General features: G+C 57.1%; 18 protein-coding genes. 14 read left to right on the forward strand and 4 right to left on the reverse strand.

All coding sequences use genetic code 11. The features are described from left to right. Window positions 1–5: 5 nt before the first annotated feature. Complete coding sequence (locus tag HMPREF1144_RS31480; protein ID WP_071532263.1) at window positions 6–194, reverse strand: cold-shock protein; 189 nt, start codon at window positions 192–194, stop codon at window positions 6–8. 838 nt (window positions 195–1,032) lie between these two features. On the opposite strand from HMPREF1144_RS31480, the gene HMPREF1144_RS13515 reads away from it, so the two are divergent. Both HMPREF1144_RS13515 and HMPREF1144_RS13520 read left to right on the forward strand, forming a co-directional pair. Next, window positions 1,033–2,058, forward strand: a complete 1,026-nt coding sequence (locus tag HMPREF1144_RS13515; RefSeq protein WP_009653031.1) for an AraC family transcriptional regulator — start codon at window positions 1,033–1,035, stop codon at window positions 2,056–2,058. A gap of 194 nt (window positions 2,059–2,252) precedes the next feature. After that, window positions 2,253–3,083, forward strand: coding sequence for an oxidoreductase (locus tag HMPREF1144_RS13520; protein WP_009652962.1), 831 nt, complete (start codon window positions 2,253–2,255; stop codon window positions 3,081–3,083). A 44-nt stretch (window positions 3,084–3,127) separates the two neighbouring features. Here HMPREF1144_RS13520 and HMPREF1144_RS13525 read toward each other — a convergent pair whose 3' ends face one another. Then, window positions 3,128–4,108 (reverse strand): NAD(P)H-dependent flavin oxidoreductase, encoded by a 981-nt coding sequence (locus HMPREF1144_RS13525; RefSeq protein ID WP_009653047.1) that lies wholly within the window; start codon window positions 4,106–4,108, stop codon window positions 3,128–3,130. A 158-nt stretch (window positions 4,109–4,266) separates the two neighbouring features. Between HMPREF1144_RS13525 and HMPREF1144_RS13530 the strand changes: the two genes are divergently transcribed. After that, window positions 4,267–5,151, forward strand: a complete 885-nt coding sequence (locus HMPREF1144_RS13530; protein ID WP_009653016.1) for a LysR family transcriptional regulator — start codon at window positions 4,267–4,269, stop codon at window positions 5,149–5,151. 113 nt (window positions 5,152–5,264) lie between these two features. Here HMPREF1144_RS13530 and HMPREF1144_RS13535 read toward each other — a convergent pair whose 3' ends face one another. Further along, window positions 5,265–6,149: a LysR family transcriptional regulator gene (locus HMPREF1144_RS13535; RefSeq protein WP_009652975.1), complete on the reverse strand. Its 885-nt coding sequence runs from the start codon at window positions 6,147–6,149 to the stop codon at window positions 5,265–5,267. A gap of 171 nt (window positions 6,150–6,320) precedes the next feature. Here HMPREF1144_RS13535 and HMPREF1144_RS13540 point away from each other — a divergent pair, with 171 nt between their 5' ends. The 11 genes from HMPREF1144_RS13540 (at window position 6,321) to HMPREF1144_RS13590 (ending at window position 16,156) form a co-directional block, all read left to right on the forward strand. Then, window positions 6,321–7,457, forward strand: coding sequence for an alpha/beta hydrolase (locus tag HMPREF1144_RS13540; protein ID WP_009653024.1), 1,137 nt, complete (start codon window positions 6,321–6,323; stop codon window positions 7,455–7,457). A 143-nt stretch (window positions 7,458–7,600) separates the two neighbouring features. Next, on the forward strand, window positions 7,601–8,788 hold the full coding sequence (locus HMPREF1144_RS13545) for an MFS transporter (protein WP_198286849.1): 1,188 nt from the start codon (window positions 7,601–7,603) through the stop codon (window positions 8,786–8,788). Between the two features lie 97 nt (window positions 8,789–8,885). After that, on the forward strand, window positions 8,886–9,230 hold the full coding sequence (locus HMPREF1144_RS13550; RefSeq protein WP_032693677.1) for a DUF1294 domain-containing protein: 345 nt from the start codon (window positions 8,886–8,888) through the stop codon (window positions 9,228–9,230). A 100-nt stretch (window positions 9,231–9,330) separates the two neighbouring features. Beyond that, window positions 9,331–10,059 carry a MerR family transcriptional regulator gene (locus HMPREF1144_RS13555; protein ID WP_004850275.1) on the forward strand — a complete coding sequence of 243 codons (729 nt, stop codon included), beginning with the start codon at window positions 9,331–9,333 and terminating at the stop codon, window positions 10,057–10,059. A 242-nt stretch (window positions 10,060–10,301) separates the two neighbouring features. After that, window positions 10,302–10,736 (forward strand): nuclear transport factor 2 family protein, encoded by a 435-nt coding sequence (locus HMPREF1144_RS13560; RefSeq protein ID WP_004850273.1) that lies wholly within the window; start codon window positions 10,302–10,304, stop codon window positions 10,734–10,736. Next, window positions 10,733–11,452 (forward strand): SDR family NAD(P)-dependent oxidoreductase, encoded by a 720-nt coding sequence (locus HMPREF1144_RS13565; protein ID WP_004850270.1) that lies wholly within the window; start codon window positions 10,733–10,735, stop codon window positions 11,450–11,452. The genes HMPREF1144_RS13560 and HMPREF1144_RS13565 overlap by 4 nt, the downstream gene beginning before the upstream one ends. After that, window positions 11,449–12,708, forward strand: a complete 1,260-nt coding sequence (locus HMPREF1144_RS13570) for an NAD(P)/FAD-dependent oxidoreductase (RefSeq protein ID WP_009653019.1) — start codon at window positions 11,449–11,451, stop codon at window positions 12,706–12,708. The genes HMPREF1144_RS13565 and HMPREF1144_RS13570 overlap by 4 nt, the downstream gene beginning before the upstream one ends. 1 nt (window position 12,709) lies before the next feature. Next, a complete protein-coding gene (locus HMPREF1144_RS13575) occupies window positions 12,710–13,432 on the forward strand; it encodes a DUF1365 domain-containing protein (protein ID WP_004850264.1) in 723 nt (240 codons plus the stop codon). Next, window positions 13,429–14,652, forward strand: a complete 1,224-nt coding sequence (locus HMPREF1144_RS13580; RefSeq protein WP_004850263.1) for an SAM-dependent methyltransferase — start codon at window positions 13,429–13,431, stop codon at window positions 14,650–14,652. The genes HMPREF1144_RS13575 and HMPREF1144_RS13580 overlap by 4 nt, the downstream gene beginning before the upstream one ends. Continuing rightward, a complete protein-coding gene (locus tag HMPREF1144_RS13585) occupies window positions 14,649–15,182 on the forward strand; it encodes a DUF3833 domain-containing protein (RefSeq protein ID WP_004850261.1) in 534 nt (177 codons plus the stop codon). Before HMPREF1144_RS13580 ends, HMPREF1144_RS13585 begins: the two co-directional genes overlap by 4 nt. A 14-nt stretch (window positions 15,183–15,196) precedes the next feature. Next, on the forward strand, window positions 15,197–16,156 hold the full coding sequence (locus HMPREF1144_RS13590) for a YbgA family protein (RefSeq protein WP_004850258.1): 960 nt from the start codon (window positions 15,197–15,199) through the stop codon (window positions 16,154–16,156). Window positions 16,157–16,219: 63 nt separating this feature from the next. Here the strand turns inward: HMPREF1144_RS13590 and HMPREF1144_RS13595 are convergent. Continuing rightward, the coding region (locus tag HMPREF1144_RS13595) for a carbohydrate porin (protein WP_042927691.1) at window positions 16,220–16,811 on the reverse strand (592 nt) is incomplete at its 5' end.

Consider the following 16,811-nt stretch of genomic DNA (forward strand, 5'->3'; position numbering starts at 1 on the left):
TTTTCTTACTTCCGTAACGCCAGCGATGCCGAGTTTCTGGAAATATGCGGTGCGATGTTATCAAATGTAATCATTGCGGATTTACAAAAAATGCATTTCGCGCCAAACGGATTTTTTTCAGAAACATCGTAGGTGGATGTTCTGTACTGTGACCCATGACAGCATGGGCATCTGAAATGAATGTGGTCAATCATGATGTTAGCCTCTTTTTGCTACAACATTCTCTACCGCAGGGACATTTAGCCATATTTCACAGAAAACGCCTTCCCGGCTTTTCTGTCACAGCGTAAAAACGCTGCTCTGAATGGTTGAGAATAACAATGACATCATTGTCATTACTTCTTATAGAAACATCTGAAGCGCACTTCAGACTGAACTCTATTACTGCACCAGCGATTTTTTAATGTTGTTAATTTCTTAGTTTGCCCGAGGGCACGTAATGTTCGGTAGATTTCAATGAAATAATCGTGTGCTTTGGGATAACGCTATCTCTTATGCACTTTTTACGCTAAACGGGAGGTTCAAGAACTTTCCTTCACTATCACCGTTTGCGCCAGTTTCTGAGCCTGTCTACTCGGGTTTAGACCGTCATCGTTGTCGCAGGTTCAAAAAACTTTAACATTATTCGCGTCACAGAGCTTAATTAATCACGATAAGGAGAGTCTAAAGAAGGATTATCTGTAGATAACGCTTGAGATGAGAACTGCTTCGCTAAACCGTTAATTACCGCATCTGTGTAGTAAATCAACTTGCTATTGATCACACAGATGGCGATTGATAGCAAGCTTTATTTTCACACCACGATGCTCGCCAGCTGGCGCGCTGGTAGCGCGAATGAATCCAGGGCCCAGGCTGGAGAGGCAGCCCAGGGATGACTCAATGACTCCGGGAAGGTGTACAGCCGCCTCTCATTTGGCGTGATTTGCCACAATTGTGGCGCTTTATGAATGTTACCGCCAGGATTGAAACGTTATGCTCTTCTCCGGGAAAAGATTCGCTCCCGGACAACACTCATCCAGCGGAAACCTGACAATGGCACATAACCGGACTTTCTCTCTCAATATCGGCTGGAAGGCGCTGCTAAAAGATGCCGGTTTAGAGCCGCAACATCTACTGCGCAAAGCAGGATTGCCCGACGACACGTTTTCGAGGACAGAGCGCGGCCTTAATATCGAGGAGTATATTCGTTTCTGGCGCGCCCTTGAGGTAGAAACAAACGATCCGGCTTTTCCCTTACCACTGGTAGAAAGAGTCTCTGCTGAAGTCTTTGATCCCCCGCTTTTCGCCGCACTATGCAGCACCAACATGATGCAGGCGGTTCAGCGACTGGCCAGATATAAGCAACTCATTGCCCCAATGGTTCTGGAAATAGTCGTAGAACACAGCGGCATCCTTACCGTTTCACCGCGCTGGCTGTCAGCGACAAACATTCCTCCGTCTCTGCAGATAGCAGAACTTGCTTTCTTACTGCGGCTGCTAAAACTTGCCACTCGCGAACCGGTCACAGCAGTGAAAGTCACGCTCCCTCAGCTTCCCGCCAGAATACAGGACGGCCACCTTACCCGCTTTTTCGGTACCGCCGTAGCGTATGGAGAAAAACCGGCCATCAGCTTTTCCGCTGCTGATGCCCTCCGCCCGTTTTTAACGGTGAACGAAGGAATGTGGCAAATATTTGAACCAGAGCTGCGCCGTCGTCTCAGCACGTTAGATGAAACGGCCTCAACAACTGAACGCGTACAGGCGGTACTTCTTGAGCTTCTTCCCGGTAACGAAGCCACTATTGAGAAAACGGCGGAGCGTCTCGGTATGAGCAAACGTACGCTTCAGCGCAGACTTGAAAGTGAGGGAGGAAATTTTCGTACATTGGTCAATATTTGCCGGGAGAACCTGGCGCGGCACTATCTGAGTCATACCCATCTCTCCGGCTATGAGATTGCATTCCTGCTTGGCTTTGAAGATCCAAACTCCTTCTATCGCGCATTTATGGCCTGGACCGGACAGACGCCGGAAACCGTCAGAGGGAGCATGCGTCTTAATGGAAAGAACTCCTCAGGTTAAACAAACGAGATGACGCGGTTGTTAAGCACCGACTTGCCATAAGAATCGCGTTACCTCCTGTCGTTTCCACAGAAGGCGGCTTCCTTTCTGATCTGAAGCGAATGGCGCCGTTAGCAAGCGTACTGGCGCACAAGGCCAGATGAAAAGAGCCTGTCTGCAGGCAAACTGTAGCCAGTCCATGAAACGAGGTCCTTATGTTCGCTCCGGAAAAGAAAACCGCGCTGGTCACCGGCGCATCGTCAGGGATGGGTAAAGCTATTGCCCGTCGCCTGATTCAGGATGGTTACCAGGTATATGTTGCCGCCCGTAGCATCGATAAAATGGCCGATCTGGCCGAACTTGGCGCACAGCCGTTACGGATGGATATAGCCAGGGATGAGGAGATTGTCTCCTGTGTAAACGCCATTCTGTCGCAAACCGGGGGAGTGGATGTCCTGATCAATAATGCAGGCTTTGGCCTGTATGGACCCGTAGAAGAGATCGGTATTGATGAAGCACGCTATCAATTTGAGGTTAACCTCTTTGGTGCCGCACGGCTGACGCAGCTACTGCTCCCTGCAATGCGGGCCAGACGTAGCGGGCATATTGTCAACATCTCCTCGATGGGAGGGAAGATGTACAGCATCCTTGGTGCCTGGTATCACGCCACAAAACACGCGCTCGAAGGATGGTCAGACTGCCTGCGCCTGGAAGTCGCCGGATTTGGAATTAAGGTCACGATCGTCGAGCCGGGGGTGATAGAGACAGGCTTCGGTGATGCTGCCAGCGAAAGCATCGTCAAACGTTCACACAGTGGCCCCTATGGCCAACTGGTGAAAATGGTGGCCGCGTCGATCAAAAAAACTTACGGGCACGGGACAGGCAGCGATCCGAAGGTTATCGCGGATGTCGTTTCAAGCGCCATTACCAGTAAGAATCCACGTACGCGCTATGCCGCGGGTAAGTTTGCAAAAATACTTATCTGTCTGCGCGTCTGGCTGGGCGACCGTATATTCGACCGTATTATTCTCAGTCAGACACGCTAACAGGCGGATGATTTAGCTGAACAGCCTGCGTCTCTTGAGGAGCGCTAACTCACGGTTAACGCCTCGACCACTTCCGCTACGCTTTTGACGCTGCGGATGCTGCCGATACCCGTGCCGAGCGCGATGTAGCCCTCATCGGCATTGCCTTCCAGCATGCCGACGCGCAGGCCGCGTAATCCCCCCATTGCTTCACCGAGCGCCTTGTTGCTGGCGCCGGCTTTATCCATCGCCACCAGTTTTTCGGCCAGTCTGCCCGGCAGAGAGCGATAGTAATGGGGCTGCGTGCGGAAAAGCAGTAAATCCAGGCCACTGGCGGCAATAATTTTATTTTTGACCGACCGCGGCACTCTGCTTTCTTCCGTCGCGATAAAAACCGAACCGGCAAATATCCCTTCAGCGCCGAGCGCGTGCGCCGCTCTGGCGGTGCGCTTGTCGGTAATACCGCCCGCGGCCATCACCGGAACACGCTTCACCGCATCGGCGATCAGCGGCACGATAGAAAAGGTTCCCAGCGCGGTCCCCGGCAATGTACCTCCCTCATCAAAGCCGGTCGCGACGATGATATCGGCGCCCGCTTCTTCAGCAAGGCGGGTATTTTCAGGCGTCGGGTTAATATCGCGATAGATGATAGCCATGCCCGCCTCTTTTAATTCGTTGAACAGCGCCGGTATGAGCGCCCCTTCACCGTAGCCGGTATACACCACGGCTCTGACGCCCTCTTCTTTTATCACCTGCAAAATAGGCGGGGTCCAGATATCGTTTTCAGCAGCGGGGATCAGGTTCACGCCGAAAGGTTTTTCGGTCAGCCGTTTAGTTTTGCGGATCTCTTCACGCATTTTTTCGGCGGTTTCTTCCGGCGTGGACACCGCGGTCTCAGCGGTTAAACCGGCATTCGGCCCCAGCACACCAAGCCCGCCGGCATTGCTGACAGCGGCGACTAAACGGGCATCGGTCAACCACGATAACGGTCCCTGAATAACAGGTTTTTCTATATTCAGGATCTGGCAGATTCGGTTATTTTTCATGGGGTAATATCCTTCACAATAGCGCTATGGAGCGGTTCAGTTTCATGATGGAAGGAGTGTAGGGCGTTATATTATTTAGAAAAATAGCCAAAAAAGTGCATCACTATTATAAAATCAGTAACAATGTGATATCCCGATCCCGGCAAAAGAAGCCTTCTATGCAAATAAACCTCTTTGAATCGATACGCATTTTTATTGAAATTGTCGAGTCCGGTAGCTTTACTCAGGCAGCGGAGAACCTGCAGATTCATCGTCCTGCCGTCACTAAGGCATTGCAGCTGCTTGAGCAGCACTGCGGCACGCGTTTAATGCAGCGAACAACGCGGCGCATCAACCTGACGCCTGACGGCGAAGCGTTTTATCGGCAGAGTAAACCTTTACTGGCCCAGGCAGATGCGCTGCTGGAGTCGTTTGGGAGCGATAGCGTATTGCACGGCCAGCTTCACGTGGATATGCCCGTCGCTTTTGCGACGTTATTGGTCGTCCCCCATCTGCCTGATTTTTATCGCCAGCACCCTGGCGTCGAAATCATCCTCAGTAGCTCAGACCTCCGCCGGGATATGCTGCGCGATGGTCTTGATTGCTTACTGCGAGTGGGGGAACTGGACGACGGGGACTATATCGCCCGTAAGTTAGGCAATATTAAAATGACGACCTGCGCCAGCCCGTCCTATATTGCCAGCCACGGTGTGCCGCAAACGCTGGAGGATCTACAGCAGCATCAGGCCATCAACTGGATTAACAGCAGCAGCCGACAAATTATGCCGTGGACATTTTCTACGCCAGAAGGAACAGTTGAAATGACGCTTCCCGGCAAGCTGGTCATCGATAACTCTGAAACCTATTTATCGGCAGGCCTGGCAGGGCTGGGATTAGTCCAGGGAATGAACGTTTTTTTACAGCCTTATCTCGATCGCGGCCTGTTAGTGGAAGTCTTACCTGACAACCCTACCCCCGATCGAAAATTGTCACTTCTGTATCCGCACCGCCATCTCTCACGCAAAGTGCGGGTGTTTACCGAGTGGTTAGAAAGCTTATTGTGAAAAACGGAATTAAGGCACTCATCCCCGCGCAAAACCACAATGATTGGTAAATGCTTGCGGTTACTGCCTTAAACCCGGTCAACGATCCGCGCCCCACTCTGGGCCCTGCGTACTCAGATTCTCAGCGTGTCTATCACCGCCCGCAGCGCGGGCGACACATTACGATGGGGATAATAGAGAAAAGAGCCTTCCAGCCGCTGGCTGTAACGCTGCAGGACTCTGATAAGCCCGCCTCGCTCTAAGTCATCGGCAACCAGCTCCTGCGGGACATAGGCCAGCCCCAACCCCAGCCGGGCGGCCTTCGCTTCCATGTAGCTGTCGGCAAAGGCCCACTGTCCCTGCGGCCGGTGGGTGATTTTTTTACCGTCCTGATTGAGCTCCCAGGCGTAAATAGTCCCGTCGCCAAACTGGTAGGCGATACAGGGATGGACCACCAGGTCCGCCGGCGTTTGCGGAAAACCGTAGCGGCGAAAATGCTCGGGCGTGCCGACAACGACCATCTCCATATCGGGTGAAATGCGCACCGCGACCATACCGCCGCCGACTTCCGGCCCCAGACGCACCCCGGCATCAAATCGCTCCGCAATAATATCGACAAACCGGCTTTCACTGATGAGTTCCAGCCGGATATCGGGGTAGCGTTGTTTGAACACCGCCAGCTTTGGCAGAAGCACTTTATCAATGGCGTGCTGGCTGGCATTGATGCGGACGGTACCGGAGGGGGTGTTGCGATAATACGCCAGAGTGGAAAGCCCCGAATCTAACGCATCAAAGCCGGATTCAACGGTTCGATAGAGCTGCTCGCCGGCCTGGGTGAGCGAGAGTTTACGGGTGGTACGCACCAGAAGCTGTACCCCCAGCCTTTCTTCAAGTTCACGTACCGCACGGCTGACGCCGGATTGCGCCAGCCCAAGCCGCTGCGCCGCGGCGGTAAAACGGCCCTCCCGCACCACCAGCATAAACAGGTACAGATCGTTATAGTTTTCCCGTTTTGCCATGATTCCTCCCGCGTCTGCGCCGTAATTTATAACAATATGATATGAATCTTAGCACTTTTCACCCGCTAATCAGCACTCTGACTGCTAACTATAATCAGCGCATTGCAACAAAGCACCGCAGCGTTGTCCGTATGAAACCTGTATCTGGAACCTGTTTTAGGGGAATGATTAATGAAAGCGTTTACCAGAAAACTGACGGCCGCCATGCCTGCCATGCTGCTATGCGCGTCACTTAGTGGAGTCACCACCATGAGCTATGCCGGGACAACCAATCCAAACGCGCCCGTTTCGCTGGTCGAAAAATGGGACAAAACCTTTGCGGAAAGCGCGAAAGTCACTCACCGTAGGGTGACCTTCCAGAACCGCTATGGGATAACCCTGGTCGGCGATCTCTACATTCCGAAAGATCGCGGCGAGCGCAAGCTGGCGGCGATTGCCGTCAGCGGCCCCTTCGGCGCGGTGAAAGAGCAGTCCAGCGGTCTGTATGCGCAGACCCTGGCGGAACAGGGCTTTGTCACCCTCGCCTTCGATCCTTCTTATACGGGGGAAAGCGGCGGCCATCCGCGTAACGTCGCCTCTCCGGATATCAACACCGAGGATTTCAGCGCGGCGGTGGATTTCTTAGGATTGCAAAAAGAGGTGGACCGCAACCGAATTGGCCTGCTCGGCATCTGCGGCTGGGGCGGCATGGCGCTGAACGACGCCGCGATGGATACCCGGGTGAAAGCGGTGGCCACCAGCGTCATGTACGACATGAGCCGCGCGATGGGCCACGGCGTTGGCGACGGTAAAGACCGCTATACCACCGCCGATCGCCGCGCCGTCTTGCAGTATCTGAACGCGCAGCGCTGGAAGGATGCGGAAAGCGGCACCTTCGCGCCGGGTGGGCATGATATTTATGTCGATCGGAAAGGTCACGTCAGCGCAGGCGATCGTATTCTGCCGGAAACCTTGCCGGCCAACCCGAACCCGGTTTTGAAAGAGTTTTTTGACTATTACCGGATGCCGCGCGGTTTCCACGCCCGCTCCGTAAACTCAACCGGCGCGTGGAATGCAACCATGCCGCTGTCGTTTATGAATATGCCGCTGCTGAGCTATGCCAGTGAAGTCACTATCCCGACGCTAATCGTGACCGGAGAAAAAGCCCACTCACGCTATTTTGCCGAAGACGCCTTTAAGGCCATCGGCAGCAAAGAGAAAGAGCTGGTGATTGTCCCCGGCGCGAACCATGTCGATCTCTATGACAATGCGGCCGGTAAAATCCCGTTTGCCCGATTTGAACAGTTTTTCAAAACCAACCTGAGATAACGGCCGGAAGCCGCCCGATCGTCGCGGGCGGCTTGCCCTCGCCCGCGCATGACGTTTACCCACGTTTTAGTCGTTATTCAATGAATAGCGTCCGCTCCGGCCGCAGCCGAATCTGGCCGGAAACATACAGAGATACCCCTATCATGTCCACACTGAGTCGTCGTACACCACACCCTCAACCGCACGCCCATTGGGGCGGCGTCTTTGCCATGACGCTGTGCGTTTTTGTCCTCATCGCTTCCGAGTTTCTGCCGGTCAGCCTGCTGACGCCAATCGCCGGAGAGCTAAACATCACCGAGGGGCTGGCAGGCCAGGGCATTGCCATTTCCGGCGCCCTGGCGGTGCTGACCAGCCTGACTATCTCTAACCTTGCCGGAAGTCTGAATCGTAAACACCTTCTGCTGGGGCTGACGGTGCTGATGGCGGTCTCGGGAATGATTGTCGCGCTGGCCCACAGCTATGCGATCTATATGGCGGGAAGAGCCCTGATTGGCATCGTTATCGGGGGATTCTGGTCGATGTCGGCGGCCACCGCCATCAGGCTGGTACCCGCGCACCAGGTTCCCCGCGAGCTGGCGATTTTCAACGGTGGCAATGCGCTGGCGACCGTCGTGGCCGCGCCGCTTGGCAGCTATCTGGGAGCCACCGTCGGCTGGCGCGGCGCCTTTTTCTGCCTCGTGCCGCTGGCGATAATCGCGTTCATCTGGCAATGCTTCAGCCTGCCTGCGATGGAAAGCGATAAAGCGAGCCGGCCGCGCGGCTCCGTGCTTCGCCTGCTCAGACATTCCATCGTCGCGATCGGTCTGCTGGCCTGCGGACTCTTCTTTATGGGGCAGTTTGCCTTATTTACCTACGTGCGGCCGTTTCTGGAAACGGTGACCGGCGTCAGCGCCTCTGGTCTGTCCCTGATTTTACTCGCTATCGGCGTCGCGGGTTTTATCGGCACCCTGGGCGTTTCAACACTTCTCAACGCCCGGTTTTATCAGACCTTAATGACCATCCCTTTATTGATGGCCCTCATCGCCGGCACGTTGCTTCTGGTAGGACACCACGCCTGGACCGTTGCCGTGCTGTTAAGCCTGTGGGGGATGCTGGCGACCGCGGCGCCAACCGGCTGGTGGACATGGATCGCGCGGACGCTGCCCGACGACGCCGAAGCGGGAGGCGGTCTGATGGTTGCCGTTATTCAGCTGTCGATCGCGCTGGGTTCGACGACGGGCGGTTTGGTATTTGACCGCCTGGGGTGGCAAAGCGCGTTTGGCTTAAGCGGCATACTGCTTCTTGCCGCGGTCGGGATGACGTTGTACACCAGCCGGCAAATGACGCAATAAGCTCACGCCAACCGAAGCGGGAAGCGGATTTTTCTCGCCGCGGGTAATGCGTATAATGCGGCTTCGATACACGCTAAAAATAACCGCGGCTCATATGATCAATCTCAATCGATGTTGTTATTTGCTCCTGATTTTCGCAGCGGTCGGCAGCATTTTTACCGCCTGGCCCTTTGCTACCTGGCTCCTGCTGGTCAACGCGCTGACCCTGGCGCTCTACGGCGTGGATAAAATGGCGGCGCGCAGGGCCTGGCGCAGAGTACCGGAAGCCACATTGCTGGCGTTCGGGGTGCTGGGCGGCTGGGCTGGCGCGATAGCCGGCCAACAGCTGTTCCGCCACAAAACGCAAAAGCAGCCGTTCAGAACCCGATTCATCATCAGCACGATCGTCAGCCTCTCAGGGATGGTGGCGATTTATTTGTTCTCTCCTTTTTCTTTTCACTAAGTTCCGGCGAGGCTACGGTTTGCAAACGCGTGGAATGCACTCAACCCGCCGCTATTCGTAGTATATTATTGAGAGTATTGTTGATTATCAGGTGTACCTTATGACCTACTCCATCGGAGAATTTGCGCAGCTTTGCGGCATAAACGCGACGACGCTCCGCGCCTGGCAGCGTCGCTACGGCCTGCTTAAACCACAGCGTACCGATGGCGGCCATCGCCTGTATAACGATGACGATATTCAGCAGGCGCTTAAAATCCTCGACTGGGTAAAAAAAGGGGTACCTGTCAGCCAGGTAAAACCGCTGCTGGCACGCCCTGGCGCACGGCGGACGAATAACTGGATCACCTTGCAGGAGAGTATGCTCCAGCGGCTTAAAGAGGGGAAAATCGAATCCCTGCGCCAGCTGATTTACGACGCCGGTCGTGAATCCCCCCGCCCCGAGCTGGTCACCGAAGTACTGCGCCCGCTGCGTAGCCAGGTTTCCGCCAACGTACCGGCCATCATGACGCTGCGCGAAATCCTCGACGGCATCATTATCGCCTACACCTCCTTTTGCCTCGAAGGGGACAAAAAGGCGCCCGGTGATAACTATCTGATCACCGGCTGGCACCTGACGGACGCCTGCGAAATCTGGCTCGAAGCGCTCAAACGCACCGGTCAGGGCCACCGCATCGACATCCTTCCCTCGCCCCCCGCGACCCTGGCGCCGGAGATCCTGCCGGATCGCAAATGGCTGCTGGTGACGACCGGTAAACTCTCTCCAGCCCGGTTGAAACAGGTTGAACGCTGGCAGCAGCAGGTTATCTCTCTGGAGATTGTCGCGCTCTAATTGCGTGCGCCACCGCTCCGTGGCGCAATGAGCTGGTCCCTCAGAATTGCCCCTCTTCTTTTTCCTAACAAGCCCGCTGACTCTTCTTTTCTCTCCAACACCCACAAAATCATGCTTCAAAGACATGTTAGCAACCAACTGATAATCAATGAAAATAAAAAATATTTTAGTCTAAACTTGGACAAATAATATTAATTGTGTAAGTTTTAACTATGCCATATTGTTTACTCAGGAAGTGACCTATGAGTCCCTCGTCGTCCGCCATCAGTCGTTTTAGCGCGTACTACGCGACGCTGGATACCCAGCCGCCTTCGGCGCTGGCCACGCTGTACCACACGAATGCGGTGCTGATCGATCCTTTTGGCCAACACCAGGGGCTGTCCGCGATCCAGGATTATCTTTCGCACCTGCTGGCCAACGTCGATTACTGCCGTTTCACCCTCGATGCCCCGCTTTGCGAAGGTCAACGTTTTGCCGTCGCCTGGACCATGCACTGGTCGCATCCGCGACTTGCCGGGGGAAAGGCGCTACAGCTTGCGGGCTGCTCGGTGGTCACCGTTGAAGACGAACGAATTATTCACCAGCGTGACTACTACGACGCCGGGGAGATGCTGTACGAACACCTTCCCCTGCTGGGCTGGGCGGTGCGCGGCGCTAAACGGAGGGTGCGGTCATGATGACGGTGCTCATCACCGGCGCCAGCTCCGGCATTGGCGCCGGGCTCGCCAGGTCCTTCGCTGCGGACGGCCACCGGGTTATCGCCTGCGGCCGCGATCCGTCGCGTCTGTCGGCGCTACAGCAGCACAGTCCCCACATCAGCGTCCGCTCTTTCGATATGACGGACAGGGATGCCTGTCGCCAGACGCTCGCTGACTGCCGCGCCGATCTGATCATTCTCTGCGCCGGGACCTGCGAATATCTCGATCACGGAACGGTGGATGCCGGGCTGGTTGAAAGGGTCATCACCACTAATTTTCTCGGGCCGGTGAACTGCCTGGCGGCGCTTCAGTCGCAGCTGTCAGCCGGGAATCGCGTGGTGCTGGTGAGCTCGATGGCGCACTGGCTACCCTTTCCTCGGGCCGAAGCCTATGGCGCCTCGAAAGCGGCGCTGACCTGGTTTGCCAACAGTCTGCGCCTGGACTGGGAGCCAAGAGGGATCGCCGTCACGGTCGTTTCGCCGGGGTTTGTTGACACTCCGCTGACGCGTAAAAACGATTTTTCTATGCCCGGCCAGGTGAGCGTGGAGCAGGCGGTTAAAGCGATTCGCCGCGGACTGGCGAAAGGGCACGATCGTATCGCCTTCCCGACGGGCTTTTGCCTGCTTCTGCGGCTGCTGGCCGGGCTTCCTGAAGGACTCCAGCGCAGGCTATTGCGCAGGATGGTGCGCCCATGAAAATCGCGATTATTGGCAGCGGCATTGCCGGGCTGACCTGCGCCTGGCGCCTTGCCGGGCAACACGAAGTGACCCTGTTCGAAGCGGCGTCCACGCCGGGGGGGCATACCGCCACGGTGGATATCGCCACGCCGCAGGGTACCTGGGCCATCGATACCGGATTCATCGTGTATAACGATCGCACCTATCCGCGCTTTATGGGCCTGCTTAACGAGCTTGGGCTGAGCGGTCAAAAAACGCAGATGAGCTTTTCGGTCCACAATCCGCAGAGCGGGCTGGAGTATAACGGCCACAGCCTGAGCTCGCTTTTCGCCCAGCGGCGCAATCTGCTAAAGCCGGCCTTTTGGAGGTTGCTGACGGAGATCGTCCGTTTTAATCGCCTGGCGAAGCAGGCTCTGGCGGGGGCGTTCGACCCGGGCGCCACGCTGCAGACCTTCCTTGAGCGGCACCGTTTTAGCCCCTTTTTCGCACGCCACTATATCCTGCCGATGGGGGCCGCTATCTGGTCTTCGTCGCTGCAGGAGATGCGCCGCTTCCCGCTGGCGCTGTTCTTGCGCTTCTTTGATAATCACGGCCTGCTGGATATCCGCCAGCGCCCGCAGTGGTACGTGGTGCCCGGCGGCTCGCGCGAATACGTACGCGCCCTGCTTGCCCGGTCTGGCGATCGCCTGCACCTGCGCCTCAATGCGCCGGTGCAGAACGTGATCCGTCATCAGGATGGCATCACGCTCCAGCTGGCATCGGGGGAGCAGCACTTCGATCAGGCGATCTTCGCCTGCCACTCTACCGAAGCGCTGGCCATGCTGGCGGACCCGACCCTCGCCGAACGCGAAATACTGGGGGATATCGGCTGGCAGCGAAACGAGGTGGTCCTGCACAGCGATCCCCGCTGGCTGCCGGTGCGCAAGCGCGCCTGGGCCAGCTGGAACTATCGCCTGAGCGAACAGGATCAGGCCAGCGCCTGCGTCACCTATAACATGAATATTCTCCAGGGCCTGCCTGCCGACGCCCCGCTGTTCTGCGTCACCCTCAATCCGCCAACCCCGGTGGACCCGCGCTTCGTCTGGAAGCGTATGGTCTATGAACACCCGCTATTTAATCCCCAAAGCTGGTCCGCCCAGATGCGGCGCGAGGAGATTAACGGCCGCCAGCGGAGCTGGTTCTGCGGCGCGTACTGGTATAACGGTTTTCATGAAGATGGCGTGCGCAGCGCCCTCGATGTGGTCAACGGCATCATCGCGGCGGAGAACCTCTGACATGAACAGCTGCCTCTATCAGGGCGTATTACGCCACCGCCGTCTTCAGCCGAAAGCGCACCACTTTCGCTATCGCATCTTTATGGCCTTGCTCGATCTGGATGAGCTGGATCGGCTCGGCGAAGCGGGTATCCGCCGCAATCGCTTTGCTGCCGCCTCTTTTTACGATGCGGATTATCCGCTGGGCACGCCGCTGAAAGCGCAGGTTCTGAACCGGCTGGAAAGCCTGACCGGCGCGCGACCGGATGGCCGCGTCATGCTGCTGACCCAACTGCGCTACCTGGGCTTTCATTTTAACCCGGTCAACTTTTACTACTGCTACGACGGCGCAGGTACCCTGCGCTGGGTGCTGGCCGAAGTGCGCAACACGCCGTGGAATGAGCGCCATTACTATGCGGTAGATGGTCAACGGGCGCGTCCGCTGGCGAAAGCTTTTCACGTCTCGCCGTTTAACCCGATGGATATGGTCTACCTCTGGCGCTTTAACAGTCCCGGTAAAACGCTGCACATGCATATCGAGAACCATCAGGCCGCGAAAGTCTTCGACGCCACGCTGGCCCTGAGCCGCGCGCCTTTAACGCGGGCCAGCCTGCGCGGGCTGCTGCTGCGCATTCCGCTGATGACGCTGAAAACCGTCCTCGCGATCTACTGGCAGGCGCTGCGGCTATGGCTCAAGCGCGTGCCGCTGTACAACCACCCTGTCAGCAGGAGTGAACGCTCATGACCGATCCTGTCTTTGCGCTTGAACCCGATATCCCGCGCAACGTGCGTATCGCGCGCTGGTTGCTCTTTCGTCTGTTGAGCGGCATTCGCGAAGGGGCGCTCACCGTACGCGAAGGGGCGCAAACCTTTCACTTTGGCGACCCCGCCGCCGCGCTGCGCGCCGAGGTGCACGTGCTCTCAGCGGGCGTTTACCGGCGTTTACTGACCGGCGGCAGCCTCGCCGCCGCGGAGGCCTGGATGGACGGCGAATGGGAGAGCCAGCAGTTGACGCCGCTGCTGCAGATTCTGGCGCGTAACGGCCAGGTACTGGGGCGGCTGGAGCGCGGCTTCCGGCTGCTGGGCAAGCCCGTAGAGCGGCTGCGCCACTGGACGCGCCGCAACTCGCGCGCGCAGGCGAAGGCGAATATCGCCGCCCATTACGATCTGGGCAACGACTTTTACGCCCACTTCCTTGACGACGAGTTGCTTTACTCCAGCGCGCTGTTTACCGACGACGGCCAGGATCTCACCCAGGCCCAGCGGGCCAAAATGGCGCGCCTGTGCGAGCGTCTGGCGCTTACGCCCGGCGATCATCTCCTGGAGATTGGCACCGGCTGGGGGGCGATGGCCGAGTACGCCGCGCGCCACTACGGCTGCCGGGTCACCACCACCACCCTGTCGCAGGAACAGTTCCAGTGGGCCAACGCGCGAATTGCCCGCGCCGGGCTGCAGGATCGCGTCGAGGTACTGCTCTGCGATTACCGCGATCTGAGCGGCCAGTACGACAAGCTACTGTCGGTGGAAATGATTGAAGCCGTGGGGCAACGCTATCTACCGGCTTTCTTTCGCACCTGCCAGGCGCGGCTGCGCCCGGGCGGCAGAATGGCGATCCAGGCAATTACCATCCAGGATCAGCGCTATCGCGGCTACAGCAAAAACGTGGATTTTATTCAGCGCTACATCTTCCCCGGCGGTTTTTTGCCCAGCATCACGGCGATGAACGAGCTGATGACGCGGCACACCGATTTTGTGGTGCGCGATCTGTTCGATATGGGGCCGGACTATGCCCGCACCCTGGCCCACTGGCGGCAGCGATTTATCCACGCCTGGCAGGATATTGAGAAGCTCGGTTTTGACGATCGCTTCCGCCGCATGTGGCTCTACTACTTCGGCTACTGCGAAGCCGGGTTTAACGCCCGCACCATCAGCGTTGTGCAGCTTACCGCGGAGCGAACATCATGAAACGCATTCTGACCCTTGGCCTCGCGCTGCTGATGCTGGCGCTGGCGGGCTGCAGCGCCGAAGTGACCGACTACCGGCAGCAGCAGCCAGTGCTGGACATTTTCCACTACTTTCAGGGCAAAACGGAAGCCTGGGGGATGGTTCAGGATCGCAATGGCAAACAGCTGCGCCGCTTCCATGTCGCCATTGACGGCGACGTTGTTGGCGACACGCTGACGCTCAACGAACGCTTTATCTACGATGATGGCGAAAAGCAGCAGCGGGTATGGCGCATTCGCCGCACCGGCGACCACCGTTATGAAGGCACCGCGGGGGACATTGCCGGCGTGGCGACCGGCCAGGCGGCGGGCAACGCTTTTCACTGGCGCTACAGCATGAACGTGACGGCCAGCGGTAGCACCTGGCTACTGCACTTCGACGACTGGATGTTCCTGCAGGACGACGCGCATCTGTTCAACAAAACCGAGATGAAGAAATTCGGTATTACCGTCGCCACCGTGACCCTTTTCTTCACCCGAACCGCACAATAAAAGAGGACTACGCCATGAACACACAACCTGTCATTGGGATCAGCGGATGTTTGACTGGTTCTGCCGTAAGATTCGACGGCGGGCATAAGCGCATGGGCTTCGTGATGGACGAGCTGGCGCAGTGGGTGGCGTTTAAACCCGTCTGCCCGGAGATGGCTATCGGCCTCCCCGTCCCGCGCCCGGCGCTGCGGCTGGTGCAAACGACCGCAGGAGAAATCCGCATGCGCTTCACGCATGCACCGCACGACGATGTGACGGAGAAGATGGCCGATTTTGCCAGCACCCACCTCTCGACCCTGGGCGAGCTATCGGGATTTATCGTCTGCGCCAAATCGCCCAGCTGCGGCATGGAGCGCGTGCGGCTGTACGATGAAAAGGGCAATCGCGGGCGAAAAGAAGGCACAGGGTTGTTTACCGCCGCGCTGATGGAGAAATATCCGTGGCTGCCGGTGGAAGAAGATGGCCGCCTGCACGATCCGGTGCTGCGTGAGAATTTTGTCGAACGGGTCTTCGCCCTGCACGAGCTTAACTGTCTGCACAAAAATGGCCTGACGCGCCGCGCGCTGCTGGATTTCCATAGCCGCTATAAACTGCAGCTGCTGGCCCATCATCAGGCGGGATACCGCGAGATTGGCCCGTTCGTTGCCTCGCTCCACGAATGGCAGGATCTGGAGGCTTTCTTTGCGATCTACCGCGAAAAACTGATGGCGATCCTGAAACAGCCCGCCTCGCGTAAAAACCACACCAACGTGCTGATGCATATTCAGGGCTACTTTCGTAACCAGCTAAACAGCCGCCAGCGCGGCGAGCTGCGGGAGGTGATCCTTAACTATCGCTCCGGGCTGCTGCCTATCCTTGCGCCGTTAACGCTGCTTAAGCACTATCTGGCCGAATACCCGGATCGCTATCTGCAGGCGCAGAACTACTTTGATCCCTACCCGCAGGACCTGGCCCTGCGCCTGACGGTGCATTGAGATAGCTGAACGCGCGAAGAGGCTGGCGCACGCCAGCCTCTTCGTTGTTGAGTCCGTCGGCTTCTAGAACCACGCTTCAAACATGCCGCCAAGGTTTAACGAATCCAGCTGCTCGTCTTTGGTACCGTTCACCTTCGCGGTGCGTTTGTTATCCACCTGGCCGCCGGTCACGTAGAAGCGCAGCATCGGGCGGAACTCCGGCCCCATACCGATGGCGATGTTCTGCGACAGCGTCAGCTTCCAGCCGTGGTTATCGCCGCCCTGGTCGTAATCGACGCGCTGGTAGCCCGCCTCCAGCCAGGTGGAGTGCACATCGTTCCAGAAGTACATCGGACGGACAATGGCGCCGTAGTTTTTACGGTTATCGGTGTTGTCCTTGCCGTTGTCATAGTCGTGGAAAGCCAGCAGATATTCGATCTGCGCCTGCCGGGTAAATTTATGCAGCCCTTCAAAGCTGGCGTAAATCGCGGTCAGGTCATCGGTTTTGTTGTAGACGCTGTTATCCGAGTTATCGGAGTAGCGCAGGATCACTTTATTGACGCCGCTGTCGTTGGTGTGGCTCAGCACCAGCCCGCCCTGCCAGGCGTCGAGACGTTCGTCGCTGTCCACCGCTTTCGAATCGAAACCGTAGTTGGCGTACACCTCAACGTCGATC

This window comes from Klebsiella sp. OBRC7 (genome assembly GCF_000293135.1).
Classification (GTDB): Bacteria; Pseudomonadota; Gammaproteobacteria; order Enterobacterales; family Enterobacteriaceae; genus Klebsiella; species Klebsiella michiganensis.